General features: G+C 67.1%; 12 protein-coding genes. 10 read left to right on the forward strand and 2 right to left on the reverse strand.

Annotated features, from left to right (window positions below; all coding sequences use genetic code 11):
- Positions 1-10: 10 nt before the first annotated feature.
- Entirely contained in the window at positions 11-2,161 is a 2,151-nt protein-coding gene (locus tag AZKH_RS07560; RefSeq protein WP_015435162.1) for a glycosyltransferase family 41 protein, read from the reverse strand.
- 373 nt (positions 2,162-2,534) lie between these two features.
- Between AZKH_RS07560 and pqqA the strand changes: the two genes are divergently transcribed.
- The 9 genes from pqqA (at position 2,535) to AZKH_RS07600 (ending at position 10,206) form a co-directional block, all read left to right on the forward strand.
- Positions 2,535-2,609, forward strand: a complete 75-nt coding sequence (pqqA, locus tag AZKH_RS27450; protein ID WP_076601006.1) for a pyrroloquinoline quinone precursor peptide PqqA — start codon at positions 2,535-2,537, stop codon at positions 2,607-2,609.
- Positions 2,610-2,665: 56 nt separating this feature from the next.
- Positions 2,666-3,580, forward strand: a complete 915-nt coding sequence (gene pqqB, locus AZKH_RS07565; protein ID WP_015435163.1) for a pyrroloquinoline quinone biosynthesis protein PqqB — start codon at positions 2,666-2,668, stop codon at positions 3,578-3,580.
- 10 nt (positions 3,581-3,590) lie between these two features.
- Positions 3,591-4,370 carry a pyrroloquinoline-quinone synthase PqqC gene (gene pqqC, locus AZKH_RS07570; protein WP_015435164.1) on the forward strand — a complete coding sequence of 260 codons (780 nt, stop codon included), beginning with the start codon at positions 3,591-3,593 and terminating at the stop codon, positions 4,368-4,370.
- Positions 4,367-4,642, forward strand: coding sequence for a pyrroloquinoline quinone biosynthesis peptide chaperone PqqD (gene pqqD, locus AZKH_RS07575; RefSeq protein ID WP_015435165.1), 276 nt, complete (start codon positions 4,367-4,369; stop codon positions 4,640-4,642). The genes pqqC and pqqD overlap by 4 nt, the downstream gene beginning before the upstream one ends.
- A gap of 13 nt (positions 4,643-4,655) precedes the next feature.
- Positions 4,656-5,801 (forward strand): pyrroloquinoline quinone biosynthesis protein PqqE, encoded by a 1,146-nt coding sequence (gene pqqE, locus AZKH_RS07580; protein WP_015435166.1) that lies wholly within the window; start codon positions 4,656-4,658, stop codon positions 5,799-5,801.
- Positions 5,802-6,039: 238 nt separating this feature from the next.
- Positions 6,040-6,768, forward strand: a complete 729-nt coding sequence (locus tag AZKH_RS07585; protein WP_041656009.1) for a hypothetical protein — start codon at positions 6,040-6,042, stop codon at positions 6,766-6,768.
- A complete protein-coding gene (locus AZKH_RS07590) occupies positions 6,765-8,240 on the forward strand; it encodes a RimK family protein (RefSeq protein ID WP_015435168.1) in 1,476 nt (491 codons plus the stop codon). Before AZKH_RS07585 ends, AZKH_RS07590 begins: the two co-directional genes overlap by 4 nt.
- Complete coding sequence (locus AZKH_RS07595) at positions 8,237-9,478, forward strand: glutamate-cysteine ligase family protein (protein ID WP_015435169.1); 1,242 nt, start codon at positions 8,237-8,239, stop codon at positions 9,476-9,478. Before AZKH_RS07590 ends, AZKH_RS07595 begins: the two co-directional genes overlap by 4 nt.
- Positions 9,475-10,206 (forward strand): N-formylglutamate amidohydrolase, encoded by a 732-nt coding sequence (locus AZKH_RS07600; RefSeq protein ID WP_015435170.1) that lies wholly within the window; start codon positions 9,475-9,477, stop codon positions 10,204-10,206. Before AZKH_RS07595 ends, AZKH_RS07600 begins: the two co-directional genes overlap by 4 nt.
- Positions 10,207-10,235: 29 nt before the next feature.
- On the opposite strand, the gene AZKH_RS07605 is transcribed toward AZKH_RS07600, so the two are convergent.
- Positions 10,236-11,384 (reverse strand): PLP-dependent aminotransferase family protein, encoded by a 1,149-nt coding sequence (locus tag AZKH_RS07605; protein WP_015435171.1) that lies wholly within the window; start codon positions 11,382-11,384, stop codon positions 10,236-10,238.
- A 71-nt stretch (positions 11,385-11,455) separates the two neighbouring features.
- On the opposite strand from AZKH_RS07605, the gene AZKH_RS07610 reads away from it, so the two are divergent.
- Positions 11,456-11,911: a MarR family winged helix-turn-helix transcriptional regulator gene (locus tag AZKH_RS07610; RefSeq protein ID WP_015435172.1), complete on the forward strand. Its 456-nt coding sequence runs from the start codon at positions 11,456-11,458 to the stop codon at positions 11,909-11,911.
- Positions 11,912-12,299: the final 388 nt, after the last annotated feature.

The raw sequence follows: 12,299 nt of genomic DNA on the forward strand, positions 1-12,299 counted from the left end.
CTGGTGGCGCTTAGACCGAGAGCAGCGCCTCGCTCAGCCGCGCAGCAAACCCGCGCTGGTCGGCGAGCGGCGATGCGCTGATGCGTTTGCGCAGTGTCGCGCGTAGCGTTTCCAGCTCGTCGAGATTGCCGGCCATTGCCGCCGCCGCGGCGGCGAGGGTGCCTACGTTCGGATAGCTCCACGGGCCGACGCCGGCCGCGTCGCAGATGCTCACGGCCATGCGGCTCTGGTGTCCCGTGCCGGACAGGCCGAGCGTCGGCACGCCCATCCACAGCGCGTCGCAAAGATTCGTCGCCTGATGGAAGGGGAAGGTGTTGAGGCCGATGTCGATCTGCTGGTAGTTCCGCAGGAAGTCGTCACGGCTGCCCCAGGGCAGGAGGTCGAAGCGCACGGCGTCGCCGCCGAGTGCGGCAATCTGCTCCGCCATTCGGCTACGGGCGGCGGTGTCGGTGAAGGAGCGGCAGCGGACCTGCATGCGGGCGTTGGGGACGGCGTCGAGGACGGCGATCCAGGACCGCAGCGTCTCGACCGAAATCTTCGGCCGCTGAACGAAACAGCCGAAGGTCACGAAGCCGTTGCGGCGAGCGGGGAGCGGGCCTTCCGGCGGGAGCTCGCATGCGGGATCAAAGCAGAAATAGCTGCCGGGCAGTCGGACGATGCGTTCGCTGCTCGTCGCCTCGGCGCCTTGCGGTTCGGTGATGCCATCGGCGATGCGGAAATCGACGCCGGGCGCGCCGGTCGTGCCGGCGTAGCCGAGGAAGGTGCCTTGTTTCGGCGCGAGGTGCCAGGACAGCATGGGCAGGCGGTTTGGGCCGGCGTGGCCGGTGAGGTCGAGCAGCACGTCGAGGCGTGCATCGAGAATCGACCGCGCGAGTTGTTCGTCCGGCCAGCCCGAACATTCGACCCAGCGATGCACGCGCTTGCGGAATTCGCTTTCGAGCGCGTCCGGCGTGTCGTGCCGGTCGGAGAAGACCCACAGCTCGATGCGGTCGCGCGGAAAGTGGCGCAGGAAACCGGCGAGGAAACGGCCGATCGGCGTCCAGGCGAGCTCGGCGCTGAGGAGGCCGATGCGGACGCGGCGACCGGTACGGGGTGTCGGCGCGGCGAGCGGCGGAAGGCCGTCCGGGCGGGGTGCGTGGTGGCTCACGGCGGCCGCGTATTCCTGCGCCAGCGCCAACGCGTCGGCGGGCTGCCAGCCGGGCTGGCACAGGCGCAATTGCTGCAGGTTGCTGTGATAGTCGAGCCGCTGCGGTTGTAGGCGGATCGCCGTTTCGAGGGCCGCGATCGCGCCGTCGAGATCGCCCAGCTCCTTCAGTGCGTCGCCGTGCGCGACATGCAGGCGGTAATCGTCCGGCGCGTGCGCGAGTCCTTGCGCGAGCACCTCCGCCGCCGCGCCGAACTCGGCGAGATCGTTGAGCACGGTGCCGAGCGCGGCGACCGCACGGATGTTCTCCGGTTGGTGGCGGATGGCTTCGCCCAGCGCGATGCGGGCGAGCTGCAATTGCCCGCTGCGCGCGAGGGTTGCGCCCGCTTCGACGAGTTCATCGGCGGCGCCGAGCGCGGCCAGGCGTGCGATCGCCGATTGGGCTCGCTCCGCCAGATTCGCATACGCCAGCAGCGGTACCGCCTCGCGAAGGAGTTCGCGTTCGACCAGCGCCGTCTGGTCCGGCGGCGTGGAAAGCAGCGCAAGCGCCTCTTCGGGCGCCTCGTCGATGCGCAGCACGGCCAGGCGCCGGAGCACTTCGGGCAGCGCGCCGGCCGTCCGGTAGGCCTCGACGGCGCCGGCAAGATCGCCCTGGCGCTCGCGCATCTGCCCGAGATTGAATCCGATCAGCGGCAGGTCCGGATTCAGCGCACGGGCGGCAAGGTAGTGTTTTTCGGCGTCGCGGAAGCGGCCGAGGTCCTTGTACAGGTTGGCGAGGTTCAGCCGGCAGCCGGCGGTGTCGGCGAGTTTCGCCGTGCTGCTCTCGAGCAGCGGCAGCGCCTCGGCGAGCTGCCCGCTCTGGTGATAGGCCACGCCGAGGTAGTGCCGTGCAAACTGGTGTTTCGCATCCTTGGCGAGCACCGCCCGATAGGCCATGATCGCTTCGCCAAGGCGTCCGTCCCGATGCAGGGCCACCGCCTGGTCGAATTTCTGGTCGACGTTCCGCTTGATGGCCACGGCGTCAGTCCCCGCTGGCCGGCTGGCCGGTGAGGGCGACTTGCGGGCCCGTGCTCGGGCAGGGCAGGGATAGAGCGGGCGGGAAATGCATGAAGCATGGGCCGGACGGTTGGAGTCGCGCGAGTATCTCCGAGGCGCGGCGGGGCCGTCAAACCAGCGAGGGGTGCTGCGGCCCGATACCGGATTTTGGGTTGGGGGATATTCCCCGCGCGCGGCCGGAGAACAGCCACGGATGCGCGTCTCATGAAAATCATGAGGCCCCATTCCCGGCTTTCGCGATGCGCGCTCGGGGTGCTCGGAGGCATCCTGTTTTCCAGCCCGGCAATTGGCTGCTGCGGCTTCAACGAACCTCGACAGATACAGGAGACACACCATGAAATGGGAAACCCCGTCGGCTTGCGACTTCCGCTTCGGCTTCGAAATCACGATGTACATCGCGACGCGCTGAGCGTCCAGGCACGGCCTGCTGCGGCAGGCCGTGCTGTCGAATGAAGAGGTGAGTGCGTGAAGATCAGGGTGCTCGGATCCGGGGCTGGCGGCGGATTTCCGCAGTGGAACTGCAACTGCCCGAATTGCGATGGCCTGCGGCGCGGCACGATCCGCGCGACGGCGCGGACGCAGTCGTCGATCGCGGCGAGCGGCGGCGACGAGAACTGGGTGCTCTTCAACGCCTCGCCCGACGTGCTGCAGCAGATCCGGGCGTTTCCCGCGCTGCAGCCGGCGCGCGCGCTGCGCGACACTGCAATCCGCGCGATCGTGCTGATCGACGCGCAGATCGACCACACGACCGGGCTGCTGATGCTGCGCGAGCATCGTTCGCCGCACCAGTTGTGGTGTACCGCCCCGGTCCGCGAAGACCTGTCGGCCGGCAATCCGCTCTTCAACGTACTGTCGCATTACTGCGGCCTCGACTGGCAGGAGGTGCCGCTTGCCGGCGCCTTCGCGATGCCCGGCGTGCCCGGCATCGGCTTCGAGGCGCTGCCGCTCACGAGCAATGCGCCCCCGTATTCGCCGCACCGCGACCGCCCGCGGCCGGGTGACAACATTGGCGTGACGCTGGTCGACGCGAAAAGCGGCCGGCGCCTTTTCTACGCGCCGGGCCTCGGCGAGATGGAACCGCACGTGTGGGCGGCGATGCAGGCGGCGGACTGCGTGCTCGTCGATGGCACGCTGTGGACCGACGACGAGATGATCCGCCTCGGTGCGTCGCAGAAGACGTCCCGCTCGATGGGTCACCTGCCGCAATCCGGCCCCGGCGGCATGATCGAGTGGCTGGACCGGCTGCCGGCAAGCACGCGCAAGGTCCTGATCCACATCAACAACACCAATCCGATCCTCGACGAAGACAGCCCCCAGCGCGCGGAACTCGCGGCGCACGGCATCGAGGTCGCCTACGACGGCATGGAGCTGTCGCTCTAGGAGCATGAGCATGCATATCGACGTTGCCATCGCCGACGCCGCCGAGAAGGCGGTGGGTGCCGATACCACGCCCTGGAGCCGCGAGGAGTTCGAGGCGCGGCTGCGCGGCAAGAGCACGAGCTACCACATCCACCACCCCTTCCACGTGATGATGGCCGAAGGGAAGCTGACGCGTGCGCAGCTGCAGGGCTGGGTCGCGAACCGTTTCTACTACCAGATCGCGATCCCGGTGAAGGACGCGGCGATCATGTCGAACTGTCCGGACCGCGAGATCCGCCGCGAGTGGATCCAGCGCATCCTGGACCACGACGGCTACGAGATCGGCGGCGTGAAGGACCCGGGCGGCATCGAGGCCTGGATCCGGCTCGGCGAAGCGGTCGGGCTCACGCGCGACGACGTCACGTCCTTGCGCTACGTCGTGCCCGCGGCGCGTTTCGCGGTCGACGCCTACATCAATTTCGCGCGGCAGCGCCCGTGGCAGGAGGCGATCGCGTCGAGCCTGACCGAGCTCTTCGCACCGCACATCCACCAACAGCGCATCGACACCTGGCCCGACCAGTATCCGTGGGTCGATCCTGCAGGGCTGCAATACTTCCGCAACCGCCTGACGCAGGCGCGCCGCGACGTCGCCCACGGCCTGCGCTTCACGCTCGAATACTTCAGCCGCACACGTGCATTGCAGGAGCGGGCGCTGGAGATCCTGCAGTTCAAGCTCGACCTGTTGTGGGCGCTGGCCGACGCGATCATGCTCAGCCAGTGCGAGATCGAGATCAAGGGACCGAAGGCATGACCACTCCGGTCGCCGCCGACGCCTGCCCGCGCGTGTCGCGCCGCTTCCGCCTGCAGTGGGAAGACGCGCAGAATGCCTGGGTGCTGCTGTACCCCGAGGGGATGGTGAAGCTCAACCAGAGCGCGGGCGAGATCCTGCGGCGCTGCGACGGCAGCCGGACGGTGTCGGCGATCGTCGCGGACCTGGAGCAGGCGTTCGGGGCGAGCGGACTCGCGGACGACGTCGCGAAGTTCCTCGAACTCGCGCGCGCCCAGCAGTGGGTCGAGCTGTAACGGAGGACGAAGGATGTCGGGATCGCACGCCACGCCGCAGCCCGGGCCGCCCCTGTGGCTGCTCGCGGAACTGACTTACCGTTGCCCGCTGCACTGCGCGTTCTGCTACAACCCGGTCGATTTCGCGTCGAGCGGGCCCGAGCTGTCCACCGACGACTGGCTGCGCGTGCTGCGTGAGGCGCGCGCCGCGGGCAGCGTGCAATGCGGCTTCTCGGGCGGCGAGCCGATGATGCGCGACGACCTCGAAGTGCTCGTTGCCGAGGCCCATCGGCTGGGCTTCTACACGAACCTGCTGACCTCCGGCGTCGGCCTCACGCCCCAGCGCGCCGAGGCGCTGAAGGCCGCGGGCCTCGATCACATCCAGCTCTCCTTCCAGGATTCGACGCGCGAGCTCAACGATTTTCTGTCGCACACGCGGACTTTCGATCTGAAGCAGCGCGTCGCGGCGATGATCAAGGAGAACGGCTGGCCGATGGTCATGAACTGCGTGATCCATCGCCTCAACATCGACTACATCGACCGCATCATCGAGATGGCGGTCGAGCTTGGCGCCGAATACCTCGAGCTCGCGAACAGCCAGTACTACTCGTGGGCGCTGCTCAACCGCGACCAGCTGCTGCCGACACGCGCGCAGCTCGAACGCGCCGAGCGCATCACGAACGAATACCGCGAGAAATACGGCGACCGCATCCGCATCTTCTTCGTCGTGCCCGACTACCACGAGACCCGGCCGAAGAAGTGCATGAACGGCTGGGGCAACGTCTTCCTGACGGTCACCCCCGACGGCACGGCGCTGCCCTGCCACACGGCGAAGATGCTGCCCGGCCTCGCGTTCCCGAACGTGCGCGAGACGGGCGTGCGCGAGATCTGGTACGAGTCCGAAGGCTTCAACCGCTATCGCGGCGACGGCTGGATGAAGGAGCCGTGCCGGACCTGCCCGGAAAAGGAAAAGGACCTCGGCGGCTGCCGCTGCCAGGCCTACATGCTGGCGGGCGACCCGGCGGCGGCCGATCCGGTGTGCGACAAATCGCCGCAGCACGGCGTGGTGCTGGAGCCGCTGGCGCGGGCCGAGGCGGGCGAGGGCAAAGCGGTGCCGCTGGTATTCCGCGATGCCGCGGAGTCTCGACGATTGACGGAGTCGCGCGGCCCCGGCCTGTGATCCGGTTTGCGGACTTCCCGTCATCGAGCCCGGATGTCGCGCAGCCGCAGCTCCCTGCATGCATGCCGCGCGCGTCTTCCTTCACGGATCTTCACACTCACGGCCGCCGATTCCGGTATTGAGGCCTATCATTTATCAACCCGTCCGGTAATTGCCTGACGTCAGCTTGAGTGCCGCACGGTCGCGTCCGGGGGCCGTCGGACCGGAGATTTGCCCGTCTTTCTTGCAGGATGAGTTCATGTTGCGACCGCGACTTCATCTGCACGTACCCATGCTGCCGCAACCCGACGAGACGACTTGCGGTCCCACCTGTCTTCACGCGATCTACCGTTATTGGGGCCGGGAGGAACGGCTCGAGGACGTGATCGAGCGCACCGGCAAGCTGCAACGAGGCGGGACGGTCGCCGTGTTCCTCGCCTGCGACGCATTGCGGCAAGGCTTCGAGGCCACGATCTACACCTACAACCTGACGGTCTTCGACCCCGTCTGGTTTGCGCGCAATGCCGACATCCGCGATCGCCTGCAGCGCCAGCGGATCGAAAAGGCGGACAACGGGCGGGTGCAGGAGGTCACCGACGGTTACCTCGAATTCCTGCGGCTCGGCGGGCGGCTGCGCCTGAAGGATCTGTCGCGCTATCTGTTGCGCGGGCTGCTGCGGCGCGGCCTGCCGGTGATCACGGGCTTGAGCTCGACCTATCTCTATCGAACGATGCGCGAGTACGGTCCGCAGGACCTGCCCGACGACATCCGCGGCACGCCGGGCGGTCATTTCGTGGTGCTGGCGGGCTACGATCGGCCGGCGCGCACGGTCCTCGTCTATGACCCCTTCGGGCCCCATCCCTACGGGTTGTCGCGCGAGTACTGGCTCGGCATCGACCGTGCGGTCGGCGCCATCCTGCTCGGCATCGTCACCCACGACGCCAACCTGCTGGTGATTCATCCGCCACGAGGCAGGAGTCGGTCATGAGCGTACTGGTCGTCGTCAGCAATCCGAAGGATTGGCCGCTGGCGATGCCCGACGTCACCGTGGTGTCCGGCCGCGACTACCTGACCCAGCCCGCCTGGGCGGGGGCGGGCGTCATGCAGGTGTTCAACCTGTGCCGCTCTTATCGCTACCAGAGCCTCGGCTACTACGTTTCGCTGCTCGCGGAGGCGCGCAGCCACAAGCCTTTGCCCGGGGTCAGCACGATCGAGGATCTGCAATCGCAGAATCTGGTGCGGCTGCTGACCTCGGACCTCGACGCGCTGATCCAGAAGTCGCTCGCGCCGATCAAGTCGGAGGCCTTCACGCTCAGCATCTACTTCGGGCGCAACGTCGCTGCGCGTTACGACCTGCTGTGCCGTCACATCTTCGAGCTGTTACAGGCGCCGCTGCTGCAGGCCAACTTCACGCGCAAGAACGGTGACGGCGCCTGGCATGTGAAGCGCGTCACGCCGATCGCGGTGGGCGAGATCCCGCCGCAGCACCGGGACTTCGTCATCGATGCGGCCCGCGCCTATTTCTCCGGCCGCTGGCCGCGCCTGCGGCGGCGCCAGGCGCCGCGCTTCACGCTGGCGATCCTGCGCGACCCCGACAACCCCCAGCCCGCCTCCAATGCCGCGGCCATCCGTAAGTTCGAGAAGGCGGCGCGGGAGCTGGGCCTGGCGACCGAGCTCATCGGCCATCAGGATCTCGCGCGGCTCGCCCAGTTCGACGCGCTCTTCATCCGCGACAACACCTTCATCAATCACTACACCTACCGGTTCTCGCGCCGTGCAGCCGCCGAAGGAATGGTCGTGATCGACGACCCGCTGTCGATCCTGCGCTGCAACAACAAGGTGTATCTCGCGGAATTGATGCAGCAGCACGGCATCGCGACGCCGAAGACGCTGCTCGTGCACCGCGGCAACGTGCAGGACATCATCCCCGCGGTCGGGCTGCCTTGCGTGCTCAAGCAGCCCGACAGCTGCCTCTCGCTCGGTGTCGTCAAGGTCGAGTCTGCCGAAGAGCTGGCCGCGCAGGTCGCGCGGCTGCTCGAGAAGTCGGACCTGATCGTGGCCCAGGAGTATCTGCCGACGGCCTTCGACTGGCGCGTCGGCGTCCTCGACCGCCGGGCGCTGTTCGTGTGCAAGTACTACATGGCGCCCGGGCACTGGCAGATCATCCACCATGACGATGCGCATCACCTCTGCGAGGAGGGCGCCACTGTCGCGCTGGCGCTGGAGGAGGCGCCGCCGGAAGTTCTCAGGACCGCGCTCAAGGCCGCGAACCTCTTCGGCGATGGCTTCTACGGCGTGGACCTCAAGGAGGTCGGGGGCCGCAGCTACGTGATCGAGGTCAACGACAATCCCAACGTCGATGCCGGCAACGAGGACGGCGTGCTGAAGGATGCGCTCTACCGCCACGTCATGGACGTCTTCGCCACGCGGCTGGAGCGGCTCAAGGGGAAACTCGCATGAAGCCCCTGCACGTTTTCGCGGGCTGGGGCATCGAGCTCGAATACATGATCGTGGACCGCGCGACGCTGGCGGTGCTGCCGATCGCGGACGAGCTGCTGCGGCGCGCGGCCGGTGCGCAGGTTGCCGACCTGGAACGCGGCCCCTACGGCTGGTCGAATGAGTTGGTGCTGCATCTGATCGAGCTCAAGAACCTGCGGCCGACCGGCGACCTGGCGGCGCTGGCGGCCGGATTTCAGTCCGAGATCGGCGCGATGGACACGCTGCTGGCCGACCTGGGCGCGCGCCTGATGCCGACCGCGGCACATCCGTGGATGGACCCGGGGCGCGAGACCCGGCTCTGGCCGCACCAGAACGCGGCGATCTATTGCAGCTACGATCGCATCTTCGACTGTCGCCATCACGGCTGGGCGAACCTGCAGAGCATGCACGTGAACCTGCCCTTCGCCGACGACCGCGAGTTCGCGCGCCTGCACGCCGCGGTGCGGGTGCTGCTGCCGCTGCTGCCGGCGCTGGCGGCGAGTTCGCCGCTGGCGGAGGGGAGGCGCACGGCATGGCTGGACTTCCGCATGGAGTCCTACCGGCATCATCCGATGCGCGTGCCGTCGCTGATCGGCCGCCTCATTCCGGACACGGCCGCGAGCCGGGCCGAATATGAAGCCACCGTGCTCGCGCCGATGTACCGCGACATCGCCCCCCTCGACACTGAAGGCGTGCTTCAGCACGAATGGCTCAACACGCGCGGCGTGATGCCGCGCTTCGACCGCAACGCGCTGGAGATCCGCGTCATCGACGTGCAGGAGTGCCCGCAGGCCGACCTCGCCATCGCGGCGGCGGCGACGGCCGTCGTTCGCGCGCTCTTCGACGAGCGCTGGTCCACGCTCGCGGCGCAGCAGGCGATCGCGACGGACAAGCTCCTGGACCTTCTGCTGCGCACGATTTGCGATGCCGACCGTGCCGTGATCGACGACTCCGCCTACCTGGCGCTGCTGGGCTATCCGCGCTCGCAGTGCCGGGCGGACGAGCTTTGGCACCACCTGCTCGGGGCCTGTGCCGGCGATCCGCTGCTGTCGGCCGCGCACCGGGACATTCTCGACCGCATCCTTGCAGAGGGGCCGCTCGCGCGCCGGATCCTGCGCGCACTCGGCGCGAACTTCGATCGGGCCGACCTGCAGGCCGTGTATCGGCAACTGTGCGATTGCCTTGCCGAAGGGCGGCTGTTCGCGGGAGCCGGATCATGAGCACGGCGCCGGGCGATGCCTGCGCATTGCTGATCACCTGCGAACATGGCGGCAACCGCATCCCGCCGCGCTATCGCGACTGTTTTGCCGGCCACGAGGCGCTGCTCGCGAGCCATCGCGGCTATGACCCCGGCGCGCTGGCAATGGCGCGCGAACTCTCGCACGCGCTGGCGGCGCCGCTGATCTACGCGACGACGAGCCGCCTGCTGGTCGACCTCAACCGCTCGCCGGGCCACCCGCGGCTCTACTCCGAAATGATCCGCCGGCAGCCGGAGGCGTTGCGTCGCGAGATCTTTGAAAGCCATTACCTGCCATTCCGCACGCGCGCGGAGGGGATCATCGCGCGGGCCGTCGAGGAGGGCCGGCGCGTCGTGCATGTGTCGAGCCACAGCTTCACGCCGGTGCTCGATGGCGTGGTGCGGCGGGCCGACGTCGGTCTGCTGTACGATCCGGCGCGCCCAGGGGAGGCGGCTCTGTGCCGGGCCTGGCTCGCAAGCCTGCGGCGCCACGCCCCCGAGCTGCGGTTGCGGCGCAACTATCCGTATACGGGCAAGTCCGACGGCTTCACGGCGTATCTGCGCCGGCGCTTCGACGCGGATCGCTATATCGGCGTCGAGCTCGAGATCAACCAGGGCCTCGTGGGCGCGCCGCGGGACGCCTGGCGACGGCTCAGAACCGAACTGGTCGCATCGCTGCTGCAGGCGCTCGATCGGCCGCGTGCGGCGTGATCGCCGCCCGCGTCGGCGGGCCGGCCGGTTCAGCGCGCGCCGCGTACCAGCGCCGCCAACCTTGCCAATCCTTCCTCGGCCTGTGCCTCACTCGCGTGACTGAAATTGAGCCGCAGCTGCCCGGCCGCCCCCGCGTCGACCGGGAAGAAGGGTTCGCCCGGCATGAAGGCGACGTTGGCTTCGATCGCTTTCGGCAGCAGCGCTCGCGTGTCGATGCGGCGGGTCAATGTCAGCCAGAAGAAGAGTCCGCCCGGTGGCGTCTCCCACGTTGCGATGTCGCCGAAGTGGCGGCGCAGGGCGGCGTCGAACGCATCGCGGCGCGCGCGGTAGCCGGCGGCCAGCGCTCGCGTCTTCTCGAGTCGTGCGGGATCGTTCAGGTGCTGCAGCACGAGCCATTGGCTCACGCGGTTGCTGTGCAGGTCGGCGGCCTGCTTGAGGCGGATGAGGAAGGGCAACAGGTCGGGCGACGCGACGAGATAACCGAGGCGCAGCCCGGGCGCGAGGCTCTTCGAGAACGAGCCCTGGTAGATCCACGGCGCCTGTTTGAGGTGCGCGCACACGGGCGTGCGTTCACAGTCGTCGTACACGAGGTCGCGATAGGGATCGTCCTCGAAGAGCGGCACGGCGGCGGCGTCGCAGGCTTCCGCCAGTGCCGCGCGCTGGCTTGCGTCGAGGCAACGCCCGCTCGGGTTCTGGAAGGTCGGGATCGCGTAGGCGAATGCAGGTTTCCCTTCGCGGAAGATTTGAGTGTCCGCTTTGCAGGCGTCGTAAGGAAGGAAGTTTGCCCCGAAGAAGCGGAACACCTGCAGCGCCGCGAGATAGGTCGGCGACTCGACCGCGACGGTGGTGCCCGGGTCGATGAAGAGCTTCGCAACGAGATCGATGCCCTGCTGTGAGCCGGAAAGGATCAGGACTTGTTCGGGCCTGCATTGCAGGCCAATCGTCCGCAGTTCCTCGGCGATCTGCCGGCGCAATTCCCCTTCGCCTTCGCTGGCTCCGTACTGCAGTACGTCCTGCGGCATCTCCGCGAGGCTGAAGCGCGGAAAGCGGTCGGGCGAGGGCAGGCCTCCGGCGAAGGAGATCATGCCGGGCCGATCGATCACGGACAGGATGTCGCGGATTGGCGAGGCATGCAGGTCGCGGGTGCGTGAGGAAAAGTGGGGGGCGGGGGAGTCCATCGGCGAATCACATATACGTCAAGAATATTGACCTATAGACAAGATAACGGCCGGGCTCCTAGTATGTCAATATGGTTGACCAAAAACATCCCGAGCCGTCGGCGCAGCGCGAGGCCGCCCTGCGCGAGGCCATCGAGCAGCTCTACTTCGGCTACCGCGCCTTCACCACGCCGCCGGATCGCATCCTCGAGCAGCGTGGCCTCGGGCGCGTGCACCACCGCATCCTCTACTTTGTCGGCCGCAACCCGCAGATCTCGGTCAACGCCTTGCTCGCCGTGCTGGACGTCACCAAGCAGGCACTCAACGCACCGCTGCGCCAGCTCGTCGACATGCAGCTCGTCGCGATGGATGCGGCCGAGCACGACCGTCGCGTGCGGCAACTGACCCTGACGCCCGAAGGCCGCAAGCTGGAGGCGCAGCTGACCGGCACCCAAATGAAGCAACTGCAGGCCGTGTTCGAGCATGCCGGCGCCGACGCCGAGGCGGGCTGGCATCAGGTGATGGCCGATCTGGCGGGGCAGCGCTGATTCTGTCTTCGTGCGATTTGCGGTAGGGAGCGGTCCCGTTCTCGGCGGAAAATATCCAGTACCCATGAATTCAAAAGTAATAATATAAATTGGGTATCCCGCTTTTTACATGTAATCGAATGCACGTATCAAAACTGAAAAATCGCTTTTAAAAGCAAATTGTTACTACTGTCTACCCAATGAATATATCGACCGCTATATAAAAACAGATCGGCCGATTGATTGGCCATCGGCGTCGCGATGTCGATACTTCATTGCACATGGGGCAAATGACCTATGGGTTTCAAATAATGACAAGTGAAAGGGGATGAATCACGCTTTGGTCAGGGAGTCATTAGAAAGTGCCAATCGGGTTTCGAAAAGCTCCGTCTCGTCTTCCAGAATCGCC

It is taken from the genome of Azoarcus sp. KH32C (assembly GCF_000349945.1).
Classification (GTDB): Bacteria; Pseudomonadota; Gammaproteobacteria; order Burkholderiales; family Rhodocyclaceae; genus Aromatoleum.